The 21695-nt window shown below is 63.4% G+C and carries 19 protein-coding genes; 1 reads left to right on the forward strand and 18 read right to left on the reverse strand.

Going from position 1 to position 21695, the window contains the following annotated elements; genetic code table 11:
• Nucleotides 1-60: 60 nt before the first annotated feature.
• From AC1DN2_RS09280 to AC1DN2_RS09320, 9 genes are all read right to left on the reverse strand, one after another.
• Entirely contained in the window at nt 61-318 is a 258-nt protein-coding gene (locus tag AC1DN2_RS09280; protein ID WP_476850104.1) for a hypothetical protein, read from the reverse strand.
• 494 nt (nt 319-812) lie between these two features.
• Nucleotides 813-1787, reverse strand: coding sequence for a class 1b ribonucleoside-diphosphate reductase subunit beta (nrdF, locus tag AC1DN2_RS09285; RefSeq protein WP_223916933.1), 975 nt, complete (start codon nt 1785-1787; stop codon nt 813-815).
• Nucleotides 1784-2578, reverse strand: a complete 795-nt coding sequence (locus AC1DN2_RS09290; RefSeq protein WP_476850105.1) for an NUMOD3 domain-containing DNA-binding protein — start codon at nt 2576-2578, stop codon at nt 1784-1786. The genes nrdF and AC1DN2_RS09290 overlap by 4 nt, the downstream gene beginning before the upstream one ends.
• A gap of 37 nt (nt 2579-2615) precedes the next feature.
• The gene (nrdE, locus tag AC1DN2_RS09295) at nt 2616-4736 is read right to left on the reverse strand and encodes a class 1b ribonucleoside-diphosphate reductase subunit alpha (RefSeq protein ID WP_476850156.1); all 2121 of its coding nucleotides are present in this window, start codon (nt 4734-4736) and stop codon (nt 2616-2618) included.
• 65 nt (nt 4737-4801) lie between these two features.
• Nucleotides 4802-5206 (reverse strand): class Ib ribonucleoside-diphosphate reductase assembly flavoprotein NrdI, encoded by a 405-nt coding sequence (gene nrdI, locus AC1DN2_RS09300; protein ID WP_223916943.1) that lies wholly within the window; start codon nt 5204-5206, stop codon nt 4802-4804.
• A 166-nt stretch (nt 5207-5372) separates the two neighbouring features.
• Nucleotides 5373-5618, reverse strand: a complete 246-nt coding sequence (gene nrdH / locus AC1DN2_RS09305; RefSeq protein WP_018773329.1) for a glutaredoxin-like protein NrdH — start codon at nt 5616-5618, stop codon at nt 5373-5375.
• Nucleotides 5619-6026: 408 nt separating this feature from the next.
• Complete coding sequence (locus AC1DN2_RS09310; protein WP_476850106.1) at nt 6027-7484, reverse strand: class I SAM-dependent methyltransferase; 1458 nt, start codon at nt 7482-7484, stop codon at nt 6027-6029.
• On the reverse strand, nt 7481-8242 hold the full coding sequence (locus AC1DN2_RS09315) for a DUF1365 domain-containing protein (RefSeq protein ID WP_476850107.1): 762 nt from the start codon (nt 8240-8242) through the stop codon (nt 7481-7483). Before AC1DN2_RS09315 ends, AC1DN2_RS09310 begins: the two co-directional genes overlap by 4 nt.
• The gene (locus AC1DN2_RS09320) at nt 8239-9669 is read right to left on the reverse strand and encodes an NAD(P)/FAD-dependent oxidoreductase (protein ID WP_476850108.1); all 1431 of its coding nucleotides are present in this window, start codon (nt 9667-9669) and stop codon (nt 8239-8241) included. Before AC1DN2_RS09320 ends, AC1DN2_RS09315 begins: the two co-directional genes overlap by 4 nt.
• Before the next feature lie 317 nt (nt 9670-9986).
• Here AC1DN2_RS09320 and AC1DN2_RS09325 point away from each other — a divergent pair, with 317 nt between their 5' ends.
• Entirely contained in the window at nt 9987-10898 is a 912-nt protein-coding gene (locus AC1DN2_RS09325) for a LysR family transcriptional regulator (RefSeq protein ID WP_476850109.1), read from the forward strand.
• A 61-nt stretch (nt 10899-10959) separates the two neighbouring features.
• On the opposite strand, the gene AC1DN2_RS09330 is transcribed toward AC1DN2_RS09325, so the two are convergent.
• The 9 genes from AC1DN2_RS09330 to AC1DN2_RS09370 form a co-directional block, all read right to left on the reverse strand.
• The gene (locus tag AC1DN2_RS09330; protein WP_476850110.1) at nt 10960-11760 is read right to left on the reverse strand and encodes a glycoside hydrolase family 16 protein; all 801 of its coding nucleotides are present in this window, start codon (nt 11758-11760) and stop codon (nt 10960-10962) included.
• A 63-nt stretch (nt 11761-11823) separates the two neighbouring features.
• Nucleotides 11824-14067, reverse strand: a complete 2244-nt coding sequence (locus tag AC1DN2_RS09335) for a hypothetical protein (RefSeq protein ID WP_476850111.1) — start codon at nt 14065-14067, stop codon at nt 11824-11826.
• A 4-nt stretch (nt 14068-14071) separates the two neighbouring features.
• A complete protein-coding gene (locus AC1DN2_RS09340; RefSeq protein ID WP_476850112.1) occupies nt 14072-15517 on the reverse strand; it encodes a lipopolysaccharide biosynthesis protein in 1446 nt (481 codons plus the stop codon).
• A 67-nt stretch (nt 15518-15584) separates the two neighbouring features.
• Nucleotides 15585-16574 carry a glycosyltransferase family 2 protein gene (locus AC1DN2_RS09345; protein WP_476850113.1) on the reverse strand — a complete coding sequence of 330 codons (990 nt, stop codon included), beginning with the start codon at nt 16572-16574 and terminating at the stop codon, nt 15585-15587.
• 314 nt (nt 16575-16888) lie between these two features.
• A complete protein-coding gene (locus tag AC1DN2_RS09350) occupies nt 16889-17899 on the reverse strand; it encodes a glycosyltransferase family 2 protein (RefSeq protein ID WP_476850114.1) in 1011 nt (336 codons plus the stop codon).
• 1 nt (nt 17900) lies between these two features.
• Nucleotides 17901-18764, reverse strand: a complete 864-nt coding sequence (locus tag AC1DN2_RS09355; RefSeq protein ID WP_476850115.1) for a glycosyltransferase family 2 protein — start codon at nt 18762-18764, stop codon at nt 17901-17903.
• 651 nt (nt 18765-19415) lie between these two features.
• Nucleotides 19416-20579 (reverse strand): glycosyltransferase family 4 protein, encoded by a 1164-nt coding sequence (locus AC1DN2_RS09360; protein WP_476850116.1) that lies wholly within the window; start codon nt 20577-20579, stop codon nt 19416-19418.
• Nucleotides 20579-21133, reverse strand: a complete 555-nt coding sequence (locus AC1DN2_RS09365; RefSeq protein ID WP_476850117.1) for a serine acetyltransferase — start codon at nt 21131-21133, stop codon at nt 20579-20581. Before AC1DN2_RS09365 ends, AC1DN2_RS09360 begins: the two co-directional genes overlap by 1 nt.
• Before the next feature lie 14 nt (nt 21134-21147).
• Nucleotides 21148-21603 (reverse strand): acyltransferase, encoded by a 456-nt coding sequence (locus AC1DN2_RS09370; protein ID WP_476850118.1) that lies wholly within the window; start codon nt 21601-21603, stop codon nt 21148-21150.
• Between the last annotated feature and the right edge of the window lie 92 nt (nt 21604-21695).

Here is a 21695-nt window from a genome sequence, read left to right on the forward strand (position 1 = left end):
CCCCTTAGCTTGCCACAATACTGCTCCGCGAAGCCGCAAGCAGCCGATCCGCCCCGCGGTTCAGGAGCCCGTATCCTCGTCTGAGGAGCCGCCCCTTCGGCCCCACGAGCCGAAAAGTGTGGGGCGGGCGGGACCGGCAGGCGACCGCACCCGACGGACGGCCACCACGGCACATGCCCCAATCAGCACGCCGATGAACACGAGGGAAAGACCGACGGTGAACCAACCGCCATGCCCAAAAACCATCATCACAACGCCCGCCAGGGACAGGCCCTTCGCCGCGACGTCCAGATACAACGGGCCCCTCTGGTTCTCCATGCAACTAGGGTAAACCCGTCACACTCCACCAGCGCCGCCCGGCTATCGAGGCTTTGCGACGCCGCCAATTAGGCCCTCCTCGAGCCGGACGGGAAGGACCGCCCGTAACGGACGGCGGAGTAGGACCGGCGCGCCACTGGCCTGAGCGGTGAGCGCCTGAAGGGTGAGCTTTGCCCATGAAGCGGAAATGTTGGGGTCGCGTCCCGCAAAAATGGCCCCGCACGCGTATGGCGTGCGGGGCCGTCCAGGTTTCAATGAGCACAACAGGAGCGAGCGATGCGCTGCCTGCACTCCAAAAAGTCCGCTGGAACCGACTCCCTGCGCAGTCGTCAACAAGCCAAGAGCCGCTGAGAGCGCACAAAGCGGGCCCTGCTCGATTTGCCGTGCGAGGCCCGCTTTAGTGACAGCTATTTGGAAGACTTCCAACTAGACGATGCGTTTCTTCCAAATAGGGTGCCATTCTTCAAACTAGGTCGACATCTCACAAAAGAAGACTAGAAGTCCCAGTCGTCATCCTCAGTGTTGACAGCCTTGCCAATCACATAAGACGAACCCGAACCCGAGAAGAAGTCGTGGTTCTCGTCCGCGTTGGGCGACAGGGCCGAGAGGATCGCCGGGTTCACGTCCGTTACGGAGGCCGGGAACATGGCCTCGTAGCCCAGGTTCATCAGGGCCTTGTTGGCGTTGTAATGCAGGAACTTCTTGACATCCTCGGCCAGGCCGACGGAGTCGTAGAGGTCGTGCGTGTACTGGACCTCGTTCTCGTACAGCTCGAAGAGCAGCTCGAAGGTGTAGTCCTTGATTTCCTGCCGGCGCTCCTCGGAAACCTTCTCCAGGCCCTTCTGGAACTTGTAGCCGATGTAGTAGCCGTGCACGGCCTCGTCGCGGATGATCAGGCGGATCAGGTCTGCCGTGTTCGTCAGCTTGGCCCGCGAGGACCAGTACATCGGCAGGTAGAAGCCCGAGTAGAACAGGAAGCTCTCCAGCAGCGTGGAGGCCACCTTGCGCTTGAGGGGGTCGTCGCCCTGATAGTAGTCCATGACGATCTGGGCCTTCTTCTGAAGGTTCTCATTCTCGGTGGACCAGCGGAACGCCTCGTCGATCTCCTTGGTGGAGGCCAGCGTGGAGAAGATTGAGGAGTAGCTCTTGGCGTGCACGGACTCCATGAACGCGATGTTCGTGTAGACAGCCTCTTCATGCGGGGTGAGGGCGTCCGGAATCAGCGAGACGGCACCGACGGTGCCCTGGATGGTGTCCAGCAAGGTCAGGCCCGTGAACACGCGCATGGTGAGCTGCTGCTCGTCCGGGGTCAGCGTCGCCCACGACTGCACGTCGTTGGACAGCGGCACCTTCTCCGGCAGCCAGAAGTTGTTGACCAGGCGGTTCCAGACATCCACGTCCTTGTCGTCCTGGATGCGGTTCCAGTTAATGGCTTCAACGTGGCTGAGAAGCTTTACTTTTTCTGTCATGACTCCGACTCGCTTTCTGAAGAGAGACTTGGTTTGGCTGAGTCCTCGACGCAATACTTGCAGTCGGCTTTCTCTATGCCTCTGTTGGTGTGATGTCTGGTGTGGGCGTTTCGCTGGCTGGAAGGCATCGGACGGCCCTTCCGTACGGCTGACATTTTCGCACGGGTTTCGGCACTGGCCTTCTTCCCAAAGTTCGGGTTGCCGGCACCTTTCTTGGCTTCTGAAAGTGCTTTGCGGGTTTCGTCACCGACCGAATGCCCAAAACTTGGATGCTCCGGGCCGAACTTCCCAAAGTTCGGGTTCTCCGGTCCGGAGTTAGTTCCCTTGCGGTCCTCCGCCCACTTCTTCCGCTGCTCCAGGCTGTGCTTGCCGCCGTAAAACGGGTTATCGGCACCTGAACGGCTGAGCCCCTTTCGCCCCGTTGACCTCAACCGGGCGGCTTCACGCTGTTCTTCGGTCCAAACGACGCCGGTCGGCCCCAGGCCGCCATCCGCAATGTTCAGAAGACGATCCCCTTCGCGTCGCAGGTAGCTGATCCACTCGATCTCCGCCCGCCCCAGCTCAGGCAGACCTTCAATCCAATCCAGCTCGTCCGCGATCAGATCAGCCGGATCGTGTTTTCGAAGCCAATCGTAGAACGGCGTCCTGCGGCCCTCAGCAGCCACTCGCAGGTGCTGATGGAAACGACGACTGGCCGTCTTAGTCGTGATACCGACATAACGGTACTCGGCCTCCCGCCTAAGCCGGATGCCGTAGACCAAGCCGCCCGTCGCCGTCGTCGTTTCCATCATTTCAACCGATCACTCAAAATCAGCCGATTTCAGTTGATCAAAGCATGCACGAGACACAATTTTCCACCTCGGTCCCTTCCAGCGCGAGCTGGCGGAGACGGATGTAGTAGATGGTCTTGATGCCCTTCTTCCAGGCGTAGATCTGGGCCTTGTTGATATCGCGCGTGGTGGCGGTGTCCTTGAAGAACAGCGTCAGGGACAGGCCCTGGTCCACGTGCTGCGTGGCGGCGGCGTACGTGTCGATGACCTTCTCGTAGCCGATCTCGTACGCGTCCTGGTAGTACTCCAGGTTGTCGTTCGTCAGGTACGGCGCCGGGTAGTACACGCGGCCCAGCTTGCCTTCCTTGCGGATCTCGATCTTGGACGCCACCGGGTGGATCGAGGAGGTGGAGTTGTTGATGTACGAGATCGAACCGGTGGGCGGCACAGCCTGCAGGTTCTGGTTGTATATGCCGTGCTCCATGACGGAGGCCTTCAGCTCGCGCCAGTCATCCTGGGTGGGGATGTGGATGTTCTTGAACAGCTCGGCGACCTTCTCGGTCTGCGGGACCCATTCCTGCTCGGTGTATTTGTCGAAGAACTCGCCGGAGGCGTACTTGGACTTCTCGAAGCCGCCGAAGGTCTGGCCGGTCTGGATGGCCAGCAGGTTGGAGGCGCGGACCGCGTGGAACACCACCGAGTAGAAGTAGATGTTGGTGAAGTCCAGGCCCTCTTCGGAACCGTAGTGGACCCGCTCGCGGGCCAGGTAGCCGTGCAGGTTCATCTGGCCGAGGCCGATCGCGTGGCTCTGGTCGTTGCCGCGGGCGATCGAGGGCACCGAGGTGATGTTGGACATGTCCGAGACGGCCGAGAGGGACCGGATGGCCGTCTCGATGGTCAGGCCGAAGTCCGGCGAGTCCATGGTCTTGGCGATGTTCAGCGAACCCAGGTTGCAGGAGATGTCCTTGCCGGTCTGGTCGTAGGACAGGTCATCGTGGTACGTGGTGGGCTGGGAGACCTGGAGGATCTCCGAGCACAGGTTGGACATGATGATCTTGCCGTCGATCGGGTTTTCCCGGTTCACGGTGTCCTCGAACATGATGTACGGGTAGCCGGATTCGAACTGGATCTCAGCGAGGGTCTGGAAGAACTCGCGCGCCTTAATCTTGGTCTTCTTGATCCGGGAATCGTCCACCATCTCGTAGTACTTCTCGGTGACCGAGACGTCGGAGAACGGCATGCCGTAGACCTTTTCGACGTCGTACGGGGAGAACAGGTACATGTCCTCGTCCCGCTTGGCGAGCTCGAAGGTGATGTCCGGGATGACGACGCCGAGCGAGAGGGTCTTGATGCGGATCTTCTCGTCCGCGTTCTCGCGTTTGGTGTCCAGGAAGCGGTAGATGTCCGGGTGGTGCGCGTGCAGGTACACCGCACCGGCACCCTGGCGGGCACCGAGCTGGTTGGCGTAGGAGAAGCTGTCCTCGAGGAGCTTCATCACGGGGATGACACCGGAGGACTGGTTCTCGATCTGCTTGATCGGCGCGCCGACCTCGCGGATGTTGGTCAGCGCGAAGGCGACGCCGCCGCCGCGCTTGGAGAGCTGCAGGGCGGAGTTGATGGACCGGCCGATCGATTCCATGTTGTCTTCGATGCGGAGCAGGAAGCAGGAGACCAGCTCGCCGCGCTGGCGCTTGCCGGCATTCAGGAACGTCGGGGTGGCCGGCTGGAAGCGGCCTTCGATGATCTCGTCCACCATCTGGGTGGCGAGCTTCTCGTCGCCGCGGGCCAGGTGCAGGGCCACCATGCAGACGCGGTCCTCGTAGCGCTCCAGGAAGCGCTTTCCGTCGAACGTCTTCAGCGTGTAGGAGGTGTAGAACTTGAACGCGCCGAGGAAGGTCTCGAAGCGGAACTTCTTCTTGTATGCGCGGTTGTAGAGCTCGCGGATGAAGTTCATCGTGTACTGGTCGAGGGTTTCGCGCTCGTAGTACTCGTTCTTGACGAGGTAGTCGAGCTTTTCCTCGAGGTCGTGGAAGAACACGGTGTTGTTGTTCACGTGCTGCAGGAAGTACTGGTGCGCGGCCTCGCGGTCGGCCTCGAACTGGATTTCCCCGTTGGGGCCGTAGAGGTTCAGCATGGCGTTCAGCTCGTGGTAGCCCAGGCCCTTGTAGGCGGCCGGCATCTCGTGCTTCTTCTCAACAGCGGCGGCGGCGGTGCCGGTGCCCGTGTGCAGGCCTGCGCCTTCAGTTACTGCTTTGTCTGCGACAGTCGTGTCCAAAACTCTTCCAATCCTTGTTGTACGCGGTTGACGTCTTCCGGCGTCCCCATGAGTTCGAAGCGATATAGGTGCGGGACCTTGCACTTGGCGGCGATGATGTCCCCTGCCATGCAGTAGTTGTCCCCGAAATTGGTGTTTCCTGCGCCGATCACTCCGCGGATCAGCTTCCGGTTGCCCGGATCGTTCAAAAACCTGATGACCTGCTTTGGAACAGATCCCTCTCCCCCGGTGCCCCCATAGGTCGGGAGCAACAAAACGTAGGGCTCCCGGGCCACCAGCGGAGCGTCCCTCGGGTAAAGGGGGATCCTGGCGGCGTCGACGCCCAGCTTCGCAACGAAGCGTGCGGTGTTTTCGGAGGTGGAGGAAAAGTAGATGAGCCGGCAGTGCGTGGTGGTGGCCGGTGCTGCCGTGCTGACCGCTTCCCCGCCGTCAGCCGTGGCAGCCACCCGATCTTCAGTTGTTACAGCCACGGTGGTCACCTCATCTACCGTGAATTCTTCCCTGGTAGCGGCGTCCTGGGCTTTCAGGCGACAGGGCGTTTCAGGCTACAGCGACGGCGGCAGCCTGCGCCAGTTCTTCGATCTTGTCCGGGCGGAAACCTGACCAGTGGTCCTGGTCGGTGACGACAACGGGGGCCTGCATGTAGCCCAGGGACTTCAGGCGCTCAAGGGCTTCCGCGTCCTGGGAAATGTCGACGCTCTGGTAGGCGATGCCCTTCTTGTCCAGCGCGCGGTAGGTCGCGTTGCACTGAACGCAGGCCGGCTTCGTGTAAACCGTAACGGTCATGGTCCTGTCCCCTTTGTTGAAGTCTTCTGTGGAGCGCAATCCCGGCTCCGGATGTCCCGCGCTGATGCTCTGCTGGAACTGTATGTCGATACTACATGTAGTGCAAGAGCCTCATGTGGACCCCAAGATGATGTATTACAAGTATGTCATTTAACCCACCTTTAATCCACAGGAGGGGGCCCGCCAAATGTCCGGATTTCCGCCATTTTGGCGGACGAAATCCACACCCTGTGGAGTAGTTAGCCACATTAATCACGCCCGCGTGTCGCACCGCAGACGGCGTGTCGCGCGCCGCCGCGGGGACCCGGATTGGTGGCGCCGGCCACTACATCTGGTGTCCGGGCACACGAAAGAGGCGGGCACCGTGGTGCCCGCCTCAAGCGATTCGTGATTGTTCTAACACCGGGGCTAGGAGGCGGAGTCAAGCACGATCTGCTGCACGTCGAGGTAGCCCGTTTCAAACCCGGCCCGGGAGTAGCAGAGGTAGAACAGCCACATCCGCTGGAAGACCGCGTCGAAGCCCATGGCCCCCACCTCGTTCTCGCGGGCCATGAACCGCTCTTCCCAGAGCCGCAGCGTCTGGGCGTAATGCTCACCCATGGCGAGGCGTTCGCGGACGCGCAGTCCGGTCTGCTTCGCCGTGATGTCCTCGATGGCGCGGACGGACGGAATGACCCCGCCCGGGAAGATGTACTTGTGCACCCAGGTGTAGCTGGTGCGGGTGGCCATGAGCCGGTCGTGGGCGATCGTGATGGCCTGGATGGCCACCTTGCCGCCCGGAGCCAGGACCCGCTCGATGGTCTGGAAGTAGGTGGCCCAGTATTCGAAGCCGACGGCCTCGATCATTTCGACCGAGACGACGGCGTCGTACTCGCCCTCCACGGCGCGGTAGTCCTTGAGCTCGATCGTGACGGCGTCGGCGTAGCCGGCCTCGGCCACGCGCTGGCGGGCCAGTTCCTGCTGCTCGCTGGAGAGCGTCACGGAGTAGACGGTGGCGCCGCGGGCGGCGGCGCGCAGGGCAAGCTCTCCCCAGCCGGTGCCGATTTCCAGGACCCGGGTGCCTTCCTTCACGCCGGCCCTGTCCAGCAGCCGGTCAATCTTGGCCTGCTGCGCTGCGGCCAGCCCGTCCCAGGCCACGTTCCGCAGGGCGTCGCCGCTTTCCGGGAAGAGGGCGCTGGAGTACGTCATGGTGCTGTCCAGGAACGAGGCGAAGAGCTCGTTGGAGAGGTCGTAGTGCCGGGAGATGTTGGAGCGGGTGTTCTTCTCCGTGTTCCGTTCCCTGCGCGGCTGGCGCGGCAGGTACAGGCCGCGCAGCTTCTGCAGCGGCTCGGGAACGAGCGTGCCGACGCGGGAGGCAAACACCTCCATGACGGCGGTGAGGTCATCGGCGTCCCAGTCGCCGGCCATGAAGGACTCGCCCAGGCCGATCAGGCCGCCGTCGCCGAGGCGGGTGGCGAAGGCAACGGGTCGGTTGATGGTCATGACGGGATAGCCGGCGGCAGCCTCGCCAGGGGCGGTGCCGGCGGGTACCTGGTCGGAGGGAGCCGTGCCCAGTGCTGCTTTGCCCAATACTGTGCCATCCGGGTACCGGACTTCCAGCGGCAGCCTGCGCACGGCAGCCTTGAAGATGGCGTCCGCCGCGCGTCCGGCAACACGGGCCTTGAGGCTCGAGGGCACCGTGGCGATGCTGGGCCAGATGGCGGCGTCGATGGTGGCGGGAGGCTGGGGAACGGTGTAGGGCACCCTGCTGGTGACGAGCCCGCTGTCGACGGCGCTGCCGGCAACTGCGCTGCCGTTTACTGCGCCGCTGTGCGTGGTGCCCTGTGCCCGTCCCGTACCGGATCCGGTCGCTTCGGTCATTGTCACTGAACTGCCTCCTGTGAAGGGTGGTGTGGTTTTTTGATGATGGGCAGGCGGCGCGCCCACAGTTTGATGCCTTGCCAGCGGATCTGCGCCGCGACACGCAGCGGGGCCGCGGGTACGGCGAGCGCCGCGGACACGATGTTCCGCACGCTTGCTTGGTGCCGGACGCCGTCCATGGTGGCGATGAAGGGCTGCTGTCCCTCCCGTTCCAGGACGATCGATACGGCGAGCCGTTCGCCTGGTTCGGGGAGCTTCATGCGGTACTCGCCGTCGACGTCGTTGAACGGCGAGACGTAGAACGCCTTCGGGACGCTCGCCCTGCCCGTGGCGTCGGTTTCGAGGAGGTAGCAGTGCCGCTCCCCGTACGTGTTGTGAACCTCGGCGACGACGCAGCGCAACTCACCGGAGGCACTATGGCACCAGAACACGCTCAGCGGGTTGAACACGTGCCCGAAAACCCGGGCGCTGGCAAGCATGGTGATGCGCCCGCCGTCGGGCTTTATCCCCTGGGTGGCAAGGTAGCTTTCCACGTTGCCGCGCAGGGTGCCGTCCGGATCACCGAGGTGGTCCTCCACCCGGAATCCCGCCAGCGGCCGCAGCAGGCGCGGCAGCTGCGGGAGATGGTCGACGTCGACATACCAGCTGTAGCTGCGGTAGGTAAACGCGTTGCGCAGCGGAGTCCGCCGCACATGGGCGATGGCAGTGCGGTAGATAGCCGCGCCGTGGAGGCCGGCCGGATGGATGGTGGCCGGCGCGCTCATGGCACCTCCACCGCGGCCGGCGGAACTGCGGCCGGCTGGACTGCGGGCGGCGCGAGGTCCGGGTCCACGGCCACCGTGCCGATGTTAACAGTGTCGCTGTTGACCGGGCCCCAGTCGCGGCCGAGCCGGGCGGCCGCCTTGAGGCCGGACAGGGCGCCGTCCTCGTGGAATCCCCAGCCGTGGTACGCGCCGGCGAAGGCCAGCCGCCCGTCGCCGAGTCCGAGGATCCGCTGCTGCGCCGCCAGCGACTCCGGGGTGTACTGCGGGTGCTCGTAGACCATCCGGTCCAGAACCGTGGAGTCGTCGATCAGCTCGGATTCGCCGAGGCTGACGATGTACCGGCCGCCGTCGACGGTCTCCAGCCGTTGCAGCCGGGTCATGTCGTAGCTGACCAGGACCTTGTCCGGCCGGGCGTCGCAGGACGGCAGCCGGTAGTTCCAGGAGGCCTGGGCGTTGGGGCTGGCCGGCAGCACGGCCTCGTCACGGTGGAAGAGCGTCTGGTTCACCGAATAGGGCATGCCGCCAAGGGCGGCCCGCTCGGCCGCCGAGGCGTCGGTGAGCATGCGCAGGGCCTGCGCCGGGTGGGTGGCGATGACGACGGCGTCAAAAGTCTCGCGCACGGTCCCGGCACCGAGCGCGGACGTGACGTCGACGCCGTCGGCGTGCCGGTGCACCGTGGTGACCGGGCTGGCGAGCCGGATGTCCGGCAGGGTCGCGGCGACCTTGTTGACGTAGCTGCGCGAGCCGCCGGTGACGGTCCGCCATTGCGGGGAGCCCTTGACGCCGAGCAGGCCGTGGTGGCCCAGGAAGGTGAACAGGTAGCGGGCCGGGTAGGCCAGCGCGGTGGTGGGGTCGCAGGACCAAACGGCGCTGACCACGGGGGTCATAAAGTGCGAGATGAAATAGCTGCTGAACTTCTCCTGGGCCAGGAACTCCCCCAGGGTGAGCTCGTGTCCGGCGACTGCCGTGCCTGTGGCGGGTTCGGCCAGCAGGGCGCGGGCCCGGCGGTGGAACCGGGTGATTTCCAGCAGCATCCGCAGGTAGCGGCCACGCAGCAGGGTGGACGGCCGGGGAATGATCCCGCGCCCCTTGGCCCGTGCGCCGGCGTATTCCAGCCCGCAGCCGTCGCAGCGGACGGACATGCTCATTTCGGAGTCCTGGGTTTCGACGCCGAGCTCGGCGAACAGGCGCAGGAGCGTGGGATACGTCCGTTCGTTGTGGACGATGAAGCCGGTGTCCACGCCCAGCGTGGGTCCGTTCTGCTGCGGCACATCGTGGGTGTGGGCGTGGCCGCCGAGCCGGGAGTCGGCCTCGAAGAGCGTTACCCGGTCCTGCCCGTTCAGCACGTACGCGGCGGTCAGCCCCGCCACTCCGCTGCCGATGACGGCGACGCGCCGGCCTGCCGGAATCCCTGCTGCTTGCGACACTGATCTGCTCCTGTTGTCTGGCCCGAAGTCTCTTATGGGCAATTCGGTGCCGTCGGGCGGCCGGATGAGTATGAATGTGGGATTTTTCAGTTCTGCTGTCAGACCCTCGCCAGTGACGCCGTCAGCTGCCACTCGAGTTGGGTTCCTCGGATTCTCCTGCATGGGCCCGGCCGCGCAGCGCAGACTTTCCGTGCGGACCTTCCGGCAGACACATCAGCACGCAGACCGGCACGGCCGCCGGAGGGCCGGGTATGCCACAATGAAGCGGGAATTCCGGTCCCGTCTCCGTGGACCCGCAACCAGGCGAAGGGCAGCCCTTGATCAACCCCGTCCATCTCCGGACCCTTGTGGAAGTGATCCGGCTTGGATCGTTTGCGGCCGCCGCCACCCGGTTGGGCTACACGGCTTCGGCCGTCTCCCAGCAAATGTCGGCACTGGAACGCGACACCGGCGTCACCTTGTTCCAGCGCGCGGCCCGCAGCATCCAGCCGACCGAAGCCGCCGTCGTCATGACCCGGCATGCCGCCAAGGTCCTGACGGACATCGAGACGCTGATGGCCGCCGCCTCCCGGGCGCAGGAAAGTCCCAGCCAGGAGCTGCGGCTGGGCATCTTCCCGAGCCTCGCCACCTATGTGCTGCCGCCGATCCTGCGGAACCCGGCCTGGAAGAAGCTCGGCATCGACCTGCGGGTCTCGGTCGCGGAACCGGCCCAGACCATCCAGGGGCTGCGGACCGGCGGCGAACTCGACGTCGCCCTGGTGTACCAGGTGGGACAGTCCGGCCTCGCCTGGCCGCACACCGTGGACCGGCAGTGGATCGGCGACGACGACTTCCGCGTGGTGCTGCCGGCGGCCTGGGGCATCGGCACGGATTCCAAGGTCGCCGCGCCGCATCTATCGGACATGCCCTGGATCATGCACCACCCCGGCACGTCCGACGCCACGGTGATTGAACGGCTCTTCGCGAGCTGCAACCTGCACCCCCGCGTGGTGGCCTACAGCGATGACTTCCACGCGAGCCTTGAGATGGCCGCCGCCGGGCTCGGCGCCGCCCTGGTCCCCGACCTCGCCCTGCGGCACCGGCCTGCCGGCGTGGTGGTCCTCGATGTGCCGGAGATCCGGCTGGCACGGAATGTTTTCGCCCTGCTGATCAATGAGAAACGGACGGCCCAGGTCCAGCTCTTCGTGGAGCTGCTGGCCGAGACGATGCACCGGCCCGAGACAAAATAGCCAACGCTTCCCACCTGCGTTATGGCTTGGCAGCGCGCTAGTTCTATACGCTGCGCTGGCCTCACGGAGCGTAGGCGTACTGAACGGCCCAATCGATCTGAAGGTGACCCGCAATTTGGTCGGACGGCGAGGTCGCGCCGTCGCCGACCTCAGTCTCGGCTTGCAGGGTCCAGCGGAAGGTAGTGTCCGGCACACCGGACGGCAAAGTAGTCTCGCTGACCAACTCACCGTCCCAGAACCACTTGACCTTTCCAGGGCTCCACTCGGTTGTCGCAACGTGCCAACCAGAAGAGTCCGTCGGCGAGTAGCTATGGATAGGCGGGTCCACCGCCATTACTCCGCCTTCAAGGGACCCCTTAATTCTTGACGTTGCAAGCATTGCGCCGTTCAGATTACCCTCCGGCCAATCAATTTCTCCCTCGTTCCAATCATTGCTTGTTGGCCAGAGCATAAAGGCAATCTTGTAGCCTGGAAGAGAGTCCGAGCGGAATCTGATGGAATATCTGCCGTACTTTTGTCCGTCATAGCCAAACGGCACGACAGCAGCCACTCGCGGCTTACCTCCGGCGGTATGAAGGAAATAATCGAGTCTTCCCCCTGAAACTGACAAAACAAGATCAGGACTGTAGGTTCCGTTGCCGGAGGTGTCCGTCAGGCCCGAGTAGCCTCGCATTTCTTGACCATAGACGCTACCGATCCGGCCCAAGGCAGCCGGGGTGTTGAAGTCTTGCGCATAAGTCTGCCTCCATCCAGGAATGTCGCCTGTTGGCATAGTCGTCACCCCCGAGGAGGCAGCCAAAATGACAATTCCAGACGCAATGGCCGTTAAGGATCGCAGTACGTTGGCTCTGAAATTCATCATTCGCCCCTAACCCTTGGGACCAAGCTTGGAAAATTCCTTGGAGCGCTGACCTGTAGGACCTGGTCACGGACTCAGCGAACTCACTTCCCCGCCAGGGGTTACTAGACGATAGACCCGAACCGATCCAGTGTCCAGCACCTTCTCCACACCTCCGCTGACCAGCTGTTGCTCGGCTCGGGGCAGCACCGCAGCATCGAGCCCGTCAAGGCGGACCGCGTTCTGCTCTTCGCTGTCGGAGAAGATGATATAGGTCTTGGTCGTGCTGGGAGAATAGTCAGCTACGAATTCCTTGACTTCGGCGACACCGAATGTATCCGGTGCAGCCCCCAGCAGGTCGGACACGGAAGCGGCGCCCATCCCGGTCGCGACGTAACTGTAGTAGTTCGCGCCGATGGCAAACGGAAACCGTTGCCATAGAGCCGGATGCATCCCCATTATCAGATCGTCGGGCTGCACGTGAGCGTCAAGCCACTTGGCCGCACTGACTTCGCCTTCCGGAACCCGGTGGTCCAGTTCGGGCTGCAGGTAGGTGAATGTGAAGAGTAGTGCCATGGCAGAAAGCGATATCACTGCCGGGACAGATCTCCGGCGATTGGCGTGACGACCTGACCAAACGCGGCGGCCTGACCAGAAGAACCATCCCACGCCAATGGCCAGCCACGGCAGGGCAAACAGGTAGACGCGAAGGATGGCTTCCCCTCCGTAGGCCTGGACGAAAAGTACAAATCCGGGGGCGATCGCCAACCAGCCGACCAGTAATGTCGTCCGCACCTGGCCGTTGAGCAAATTACGGATGAAGCCCAAGCTGGCGAGAATGCCCGTCAGGGCGGAGAGCACCATCAATCCGATCTCTTGCCATCGTTCTGGTGGGGTACTCGGCACAGCATCAGCCGGCCTGTTGGTGGCATTGGCGACCGCGTCGGACCCGTTGAAGAAGCCGAACCTATTGCCGACGTAGTCCCAGTTCGGCAGCAGGTAGATGATCGCAATCCCCAGGAGGGCCGGACCGACCCACTTGGGCCTGAAGAATCCGAGCACAAAGAGAGGAAGAAGACCGAGGACGGCCAGGTACGGTGTGAGTTGATGGCTTGCCGCAATAACTGCTTGCAGAACGAGAACCGCGATGATGGCCGCGATTCGCAGGGGCCGGGGGGTGGGGTCGCCAGACGGCTCCACGACTCGGCCACGTCGCGTCCACCACCGTTCGAGCGCACCCACTACCTTGATGGGTGAGCCGCGAAGGAATGTGAGCATCGTGAGGCACATGGTCAGGTACAGGGTATAGGCGAAGGTCTGCGGGGAGTAATAGTTCTGTCCAACCCAGTTGCTCAGGGCGAATACCAGCCCGGCGGTCCAATAGACCCGGGGATTGATGGAGAGCGCACGGGCGATGGCAACCACTATAAAGACATCAACCAGCGCGGATGCGGTCTCGCTCCACGAGGCGTAGGCGAGGGCATCGGGATACCCGAAGGCTTGACCGAGAAAAGCGCTGGCGGAGAAGAAGCCCGGCCACCGGTTGTAGATGTCGAGTGAAGGATCAACCCGGCCGGCGGCGCTGATGAAGTCTGTGACGGCAATGTGCTTGTAGGTCCATGCCAGTCGGGGAACGCTTGAAAGCAAGCTTGCCGACCCGTAGAGCATGATGACGAGCGCCGTAAGCGAGGAGCCCATGATCCACGACGGGGTGATCGCTTTTGCCACCAGACCCCAAATGCAGAGGCCGAAAACGATGGCCACTGCCGCGTACCAGATTGCGGGAAGCTTGGTCAGTAGGCCGAAGTCGTCCAGAGGGCCAGTGTTGGTCATCGCCAGCGCGACGCCCCAGAGAAGGGTGGCGGCCCCCAGGATCAGCCACGGAAGGAACCCGGTGAAGCTGCGCTCGGTCAGCCTGCTCAGCCACCAACGAGCAGGAGCGGAATGAAATTCTGCCCTTCCGCGGGTGAAGACGACCGCCGCGGATGCTGCCAGGAGCAGGCCGGCGGCCACCGGTTGCGGATGCCAATTGCCGGTCCAGGCCATGACGAGGCCGGCGACCGCGGCCAGCACAGCGCTCGTCGTTCCTGTCCAGACCATGCGCGCGAAGGGGTCCGCGACAGGAAGCCAGCGCACAACGGCCCAGCCCGGCAAAATCATCCAGACGGCAAATTCGAACACGGCAAGAGCCGGGTGGCTAAGATTCGCCATGATCAGGCCGGCAGCCAAGACCCCACAGAGCGCGAGCAATCGGTCATAGGCTGACGAAGCCCTGACCACGGGCGACACGGGCGTGCGGGCGAGCATGTTGTCTACTAACGATGAATTCATGAGGCTAAACCTCCTGCATGGACATGCGCGCACGCTTGCCCTCTGCAATAAGCCACGGCAGGCAACCGAGCGCGATGACCGCACGCGTCAGGTTACACTCCAGCGTTTGGGGAAGGAAGATCGAAACGGCGCAGGCGGAGACCACGACAAAAATTGCGGCGGTGAGCCGTGCCGGCACCTTCCGCCAAACCGGCTCTGCCGGAAGGACCATCCTTTGGAGGGCCGCCAGGAGGGCATACGTCAACACGGTCGCCGCAGCTGCTCCGACGATTCCCCAGAGCGGGACGAGGACAAAATTTAGCAACAGACTCGCGACGGCGGCGATGCTGGTCAGCAGACCTATCGTCTTACCGCGGCGCAAGATCACCAGCAGCCGGCCAGAAGTACAGCCAGAGGCGACTGGGAAAGCTGCGAGGCAGACCAGGAACACAACAATCGTGAGCTCCTCCGGGCGGAAACTGGCTGGCAAGAGCACTTGAAGGGCCAGGGGCGCAGCCATGGTCATGCCCGCGGTCGCTGGCAGGAGGAGCCGGTACAGAGCATCCCTCGAATGCGTCGCAGCAGCCCACCGTGCGGAATGGTCGCTCATGGCAGCAAAGATTGGCGTCCACGCACCGCTTGTAAAGGAAAGGAGGAGAAGGGCAATCGACCCCATGACATAAGCAGCTTGATACCGGCCCACCTCCTCGGGCCCCAGGATCACCTGAATGACAAGTCGGTCGCCGGCGTTGAGCTGGAAAAGGGCAATACTTGCCGCGGTGAGAGGCAGACCCAGTCTTATTGCACGTTTAGTGACCGGCCAGTTGACGAGCCCGCGGGTCCTCGGTCCTGTAAACACTATGGCCAGTGCCATAGCAACAAATTGGCTGCCCACCGTTCCCAGCGCGAAAGTCGAAGCGTCTTTGCTCACCGTTAACAGCAGGATGAGGCCAAGAAGTTGCCCGCCGACCGTGGCAAGGACGCTGATGATGAAGAAGTGTTGTATTCGGTCTTCGCTCAGCAAGAAAGCAAGCATCGCTTGGACCGCAACCGTTGGCGCGGTCCAGAGAATGATCACGTTGAGGAGCTCGGCGTAGTCACCGAGTCCTAGTGCCATCCGCCAGGCGGGGGCGGTTATGAGGAATAAAATGGTAACGATCACGGCGATCGCTATGCTCACCGCGATCAATCCCCGGGCGGCCTTCGAATTTCGATCCTCCATACGTTGCAGCAACAGTGCCTGATCCATTCCGACCATTGCAAAAACCACAATGATCTGATGGAGCGTAATCCCCGTAGCCAAGGCCCCGAACTCCGCTACTGGCAGCAGATGCGCCAGAACAGGCGAAATAAGGGCCGACACCACGAACTGCAGAGCCAGGCCGAGCACGTACAGCATGCCTCGACCAAACAGATCTGATGCCCCCTGCTGCTCTGCTTTTGGTCTTGCCTCGCTCTGCGCCTGGCTCATGATCCAGCCGTCCTCTCACCGTGCACAGTGTCGAACCCGCTCCCTGGAGACGGAGAACTAAACTCATTCACTTAATCACGCCCTCGCCGGCTGCGCGCTGACGAAAGTAATTCAGCGGGCCAGCAGCGACCGCGAGAAGTTCGAGGCGGCCGAGCTCGGCGATCTTGCGGTCGTTGCCGTCACCCCTTTTTTCCGTCTGGACGGCCTGTCCCTCCGCGGGCTGACCCAACGAGAATAGCCGCCGGAGCGCGTGCGGGCTGCGGGCGAGGGCCATGCGGGCAGTCCGGGGGTTCAGGAGAATTTTCGTGATCCAGGCCCCGAGGCCGTTGCCGTACGCCTGGGCCTGGCTGCGCAGCTCCGCAAAATCGTCCCGATGGCGGTGCCAGACGATGGCGGAGGGTTGCACCACCAGTGAGTGCCCCTCAAGCAGCACCCGCGTAAACATGTCGATGTCTTCTCCGCCTCCCGTGCGGGTGCCGGCGCCGAAGGCCGTGTCAAAGCCGCCCAGGCTTAGCGCTGTGCGGCGATCAAGTGCGAAGTTCGCTCCGGTACCGAAGGCGCCTACCGTGAATGGGAACATCGGCAGATCGGCGGGAGGTTCGGCGAGCGAGAATACTCTGGGCTCGACGTTGTCCGCCCAGCTGACGCGCCCGTCGAAGTACGCCTGGGTTTCCGAGCGCAGCTCGCCGCTGGCTACGAGCCCGGAAACGCACGCAGCATTCGGGGCGCGTTCGAAGCCGGCCGCGATTTCCATGAGCCAGGCCCCGTCCACCGAGGTGTCATCGTCCGTGAAAGCCACGATATCTCCGTGTGCGTGGCGCAGCCCCGTGTTGCGTGCCTGGGAGAGCCCTGGAATGGGTTCTTCGATAAGCCGGACCCGCGGATCCGGAAACTCTTCGCGCACCATGTCCCGTGTGGCCGTCGTCCGGGCCGCGTTGTCCACCACTACTACGTCGAAATTCGGGTAATCGAGGCGCAGAATGCCGGCAAGAGAGGCCCGGAGCAACGAGTCCCGGTCCCTGGTGCAAACGACGACGGTGATTGACGGTGTGGACACCGCAGCCGGGGCAGCGGGTGCTTGTGGCAGATGCCCCACCGCGGTCTCGAGCGCACCGCGTTCGACTCGGCCGCCTGGGGCATCGACGTCGACAAAGCCATGCACAAGGGAACCCTGGCGTAAGAGCAACCTGGCACGCTCGTACCCGTCAGATTCCAACAGCACAAGTTGGGAATGCTGTTGCAGGCTCAACAAGTCGACGGAACCCACCCATCGCGCCCCCGGCCAGTCCGGAGGATTTTGGCTTTCCATGGCCGGGACGAGGTGAAGGTCAGTCCCCTCGATTCCCTGCGTCGCCTCTGTAAGGTGCCCGCTCATTGCCCTACCCCGACCATGGCAGAGTCTTCGGCGTGTCCGGTGCGCGAGATGGCGCGCTGCGGTTCCGAGCCGGCGGCGAGTTGCCGCCCGCGGACGTAGCCGGCAGCTGTGCACGCCAGCACGGCCAGGACGGTTGCCGCCCGCGCGAGGCCCCCAGGCTCCGTGCCGCGGCTCCAGTCGCGCACTCCTCCAAATACCGCGCGCGGCAGGATGTTGCGGACGTACCGCCGCTCAGAGCCCAAAGCACGCTTGTGACCCACCACATGGCTCATCTGGGCTTTGGACGTGCCCTCAGACCAGGAGCGAGCCAGCATGTATCTGAGAGTTGCCCGCTGAGCCGGCACGTGGTGGTGGACCAAGGCCGCCGGCTCGTAGACCACCCGCGACCCCGGTGACCCCATGACGGAGCGGATGCAGATCTCGGTCTCTTCGCAACCCACCGGCTTGGTGCCCTGACGTCCGAGTGCGACATTGAATCCGCCGACCTGGCGAATGACTTCAGCGCGGAAGGACATGTTTGCCCCGATGATGTTTCGCACCTCGGTAGCGACCTTGGGCATACCGCGATAGCTGCACCCGACAATCCAGTCAAGCTCTTGGCCGAAATGGGCCGGGCGGCCCGTTTCCCACACCGGTTCAACACGCCCGCCCACGGCGAGCACATCCGGGTCAGCGTAGAGCGCTGTCAGCCGCTCCAGCCACGTTGGTGCCGCTACGGCGTCGTCGTCCAGGAAGGCCACGATGTCGGACGCCACCAGGCCTACCCCGGTGTTGCGGGCTCCGGACAGACCTCGCGGCCCACTGTTCTCCACGAGCATCACATCCGTGACAGTGGCAACGAGGCGCTTGTAGAGGTCGACATTGTGATCGACCACCAGGATCACCTGTTGAGGGACCAGTGTCTGCGCGGCTACCGAGTCCAGGACGTTCATCAACAAATCCCAGCGGTCCTCCGTATAAGAGCAAATGACTACCGAAGCGTTGGAGGGTTCTATTGCAGTGGTCATGTCAGATTCCTCCCGCCGCCGCCAGAATGCTTTGCGGGTCCGTGGGCGTCCGCGGGAAGCGGACGTCCGGGTAGGCGTACTTGAGCCTTCGAAGGGCCTCGGGGCGGGACCCTGCCGTGGGCGCCTCCCACGTGGCGCACTCCCGCGCGAGCGTGCGAAGGACGCGCCACCCGTCGCGGAACGTCTGCAGGTTCGAATTTCCCGATATCCGGTCAAGTTCGATACTCGGAACCTCGGCGATACGCAGGCCCGCCCTGGCAGCCCGAACAATCAGCTCTGTCTCGATTTCAAAGCCGTCGGATTCCAGCTGGAGAACATCCAGGCATTCCCTCCGCATGGCGATGTACCCGTAGCAAAGATCTGAGTAGTTGCTGCGGAGCACGGCATTCGCCAACGCCGTCAGCGCGAGGTTGCCGGCGCTCCGCAGCAAGGTGATGTCCTCGGAACCGCCGCCGGTGACGTAGCGCGAGCCTTTGACGAAGTCGTAGTCATGCTGAAGAGGGGAAACGAACCACCCAATCTCGCGGGGGTCCATACTGCCGTCAGCGTCGAGCATGACGATGATGTCGCCCGACGCGGCGGACAGACCCGCACGGACGGCAACACCTTTCCCCTTCCGGGGCTCGGCCACCACGACGACGTCACTGCGGAGAGCCTTGGCAACGGCGACAGTGTGATCGGTCGAACGCCCGTCCACGATGACCACCTCATCCACGTACGAGGGCATGCGACGGAGGACCCACGGCAGGTTCTTTGCCTCATTCAAAGTGGGTATGACTACGCTGACGGATGCAGTCGGCGACCAGGTACCGGGTTCTGATTGAGAGATTGGAAATTGACTGGGAATAGACACAAGCCTCACCACTTCATGATTTCTGGAGGATTAGTCGGCGCCGTCGCGCCAGAATTGCTAAACAGCGCAAATTTGCTCTCGGGACGCTTTCAAGAGGCGCGTCCGGCGGAATCCTTACATTTCAATTTCATTCGCAAGGGAGACCATGCCCGGGCAAGACGAGCCTAAAAGCCTGCTAGAGGGGTACAACCGAGTACGTAGTACTCGTCTTTTTGGCGGGAACAGGGCTCTTGCTACTTGGTCCGCCGATGAGGTCCAGACCGAGAGGTGGGACCCGGTACGGCCATGGAGCCCGGTATCCCGGTGGAACTTGGCCGTAATAGGGCATGTTCCCAACTACTCGCGTAGGCAGCGGGACCGGACGCAGGAATGCTAATTGTGATTAAGGACTCGTAACTGCTTCCCAGTGGCACCCGACACAATTGAGCTGAATACGTAATATTTGACCGCAGCACGGGCCCACCGGCGGCGAGCAAGGAGCTAGACGGGTCTGGCTCCGCCAGGTCCTCGGCGATCGGACGGCGAGCCGGCGGGTGGTCCGCCAGCCGGTCCGATGGCGGGGCGGAGAGCCGCGGTGCGTGACGAAGGGCGTCTCCGCCGGGGCACCGGCGGAGACGAGTGCGGCGCTTCGAACCGGCGCCGGGCTATGGCGAGGATTCGGGTCTAACGCCTTCGACCGTGCTCGAGGAGAATCCGTTCGACGGCGTCTACATGCGCCGCAAACGGGAACCGCTTTGCCACCCACTCGGCGCATTCCACACCGAGCAATGGTCTGGTGACCCGCCAATCCAGCAGCGACTCGAGCTTCTCGGCCCAATCAGCTGGTGATTCAGGTTCGACCAGGAACTCCGCCATCGGGCCGCTCAGAATTTCGGGCACCGCGCCCACACGCGAGGCGACCACCGGACGGCCTGTAACCATACCCTCGACAACGACGCGGCCAAACGTCTCTGGCAGCCGAGTCGGGAATACCACGACGTCGCTGGCATGCAGGTAGGGAATGACGTCGCGGGTCATCGGATAAGTCCGGTAGAAACGCGGGTCCAGCCCGTCCAGCCCCCGTCGGACGGCAAAATCGTCGCTGTCGGGCGATGGACCCACCATTACCAGGGTGCCCTCAACGCCGCGCTGTTTAAGGATCGACCACGCCCGGAGCAGGTCAGACACACCTTTCGCAGCCGTCAACTGTCCGTAGCACAGCACGATGGGGCCACCGGCGGGCAGGTTCAGCTGTTCACGCGCACGGGCCCGCTCATCGGCGCCACCGAAGGGGTAGTGGTCCATCGGGATGGCGTTGTGCACGGTGGTGATCTTGGCCGGATCCACCCCGCCGTCTATGTAGGCGTCGCGGACGAAATCGGAGACCGCGATAAAGTGGGCCACCCCGGAAGTCAATTCGCGAAGCCGCCGAAACATTGGCGGGGCGTGCAGATGGCAGACCAAGGCGCACCCCGCGGCCCGCGCGACGGCCTGACCCCAGATGATGTGCTCGAACCTGTTCAGCCACAACACATCTGGACGCTGCCTGCGCGCCGAGAGAGCGGCGCCTGCGAAGCCTGCGAGGTCCCGGACGGCCCGCTGGGGTTGGAAGTCGAAGGAGAAACCGCCCTCCAAGCCGACGCCGGCGGCCTCGTAGGGGGCGCGCAGCACACCGTCGGTGCCGAACATGATGTCGACCTGATGACGTCGACCAGCAAGTGCAAGGGCATCCTCCAGGACGCAGATCTCGACCCCGCCGAGAGGTTCGAGTGAGCGGAGATGGGCCAGGATCCGCAGCGGCCCTCCCGGGTTCAACCGCTTTCGGTCCGCTGTTATTCTCGTCCTCATTAAGATGCCGCCGCCCGCCGATGATCAGGGTCGTCTATTCGAACCAGACGGGCAGGATTTCCGGTCATCACCCCTCTCTCGGGAACGCTCTCAGTGACCAGCGCCAACGCGCCTATTCGAGCGTGGTTTCCGACGTGAATGCCGCCCACGACGACGCATCCTGCTCCGAACTCGACGCCGTCGCCCGCCGATGCCACACCCTTTTCAGTGCCGTCGCGTCGAATGACGTTGCCGATCGTGACGTTCTGGCGGAGGATACAATCCGCTCCTAAGGTCACCCCCGGGTTCAAGACAACGCTGTGCGGATGATAGAGCCGGAGGCGGGGCCCTACTTGTATCTCGGCGGGCAGTTCAACACTGATGAACAGCGAGGTGAACAGCCGGTAGACGACGGCAAACAGGTTGCCGACGGCGCCCCAGCGGCGAAACCCCCATTGCGCGAGCCGGAACCACGCCAGGACAAGCTGTGAGTCTCGATACCCCGCGTTGACGCTCCAGTCCTGGAATACCCACTTCACGAGGGTCTGCGGTGCAGCAACATCTTTGTTGGCCACGGCCCCACCTTTCTTCATTGTGAGCTTCCCGCCCCGTCGCGGACGTGAGGGAACTCACTCTTCGGGAGAGCGCATTCGCCTTCGTGCGGGGAGAAATCGCGGATACGGCGGGCCGGCACACCAGCGTAGACACCGTACGACTCGCACGTGCCGGCCACGACGGCTCCGGCGGCGATGACCACGTCGTCGTCGATCACCGCACCCGGAAGGATTACTGCGCGGGCCCCGACCCAGACGCGCTTGCCAATCTTCACCGGCCGTCCCACCGCCTCCGGCTGAATACGACCATGCGTCATCGGATGATGGCTGGTCAGGACCATGGCTTCCATCCCGAAGCCGGAGTAATCGTCGACTGTCACAGGCGCGTTGGCCTCAATGAAGACGCCCCGGTTCATGTAGACCAGGGAGCCAACTGTGAGGTTCGCAGCCTTCCCGGCGAGCTTGAACATCATGCCGGGCGGAGATTTCATCGAAGCACCGGCCAGGTTGTACAGCCGCCGCCGACAGTCCCGAGGCAGCCAGGGGGACCCGCCGACGGAACTGAAAAGGGTGAAGTGGGTTG

It is taken from the genome of Arthrobacter sp. 01L42, from assembly GCF_056400005.1.

Excerpts from the sequence above, each read along its gene's own strand:
- nrdH (WP_018773329.1), bottom strand. The coding sequence starts at position 5,618 with ATGACCGTTACGGTTTACACGAAGCCGGCCTGCGTTCAGTGCAACGCG.
- nrdF (WP_223916933.1), bottom strand. The coding sequence starts at position 1,787 with ATGACAGAAAAAGTAAAGCTTCTCAGCCACGTTGAAGCCATTAACTGG.
- AC1DN2_RS09350 (WP_476850114.1), bottom strand. The coding sequence starts at position 17,899 with ATGACCACTGCAATAGAACCCTCCAACGCTTCGGTAGTCATTTGCTCT.
- AC1DN2_RS09330 (WP_476850110.1), bottom strand. The coding sequence starts at position 11,760 with ATGATGAATTTCAGAGCCAACGTACTGCGATCCTTAACGGCCATTGCG.
- AC1DN2_RS09315 (WP_476850107.1), bottom strand. The coding sequence starts at position 8,242 with ATGAGCGCGCCGGCCACCATCCATCCGGCCGGCCTCCACGGCGCGGCT.
- AC1DN2_RS09360 (WP_476850116.1), bottom strand. The coding sequence starts at position 20,579 with ATGAGGACGAGAATAACAGCGGACCGAAAGCGGTTGAACCCGGGAGGG.
- AC1DN2_RS09335 (WP_476850111.1), bottom strand. The coding sequence starts at position 14,067 with ATGAATTCATCGTTAGTAGACAACATGCTCGCCCGCACGCCCGTGTCG.
- AC1DN2_RS09280 (WP_476850104.1), bottom strand. The coding sequence starts at position 318 with ATGGAGAACCAGAGGGGCCCGTTGTATCTGGACGTCGCGGCGAAGGGC.
- nrdE (WP_476850156.1), bottom strand. The coding sequence starts at position 4,736 with ATGCCGGCCGCCTACAAGGGCCTGGGCTACCACGAGCTGAACGCCATG.
- AC1DN2_RS09340 (WP_476850112.1), bottom strand. The coding sequence starts at position 15,517 with ATGAGCCAGGCGCAGAGCGAGGCAAGACCAAAAGCAGAGCAGCAGGGG.
- AC1DN2_RS09290 (WP_476850105.1), bottom strand. The coding sequence starts at position 2,578 with ATGATGGAAACGACGACGGCGACGGGCGGCTTGGTCTACGGCATCCGG.
- AC1DN2_RS09370 (WP_476850118.1), bottom strand. The coding sequence starts at position 21,603 with ATGAAATCTCCGCCCGGCATGATGTTCAAGCTCGCCGGGAAGGCTGCG.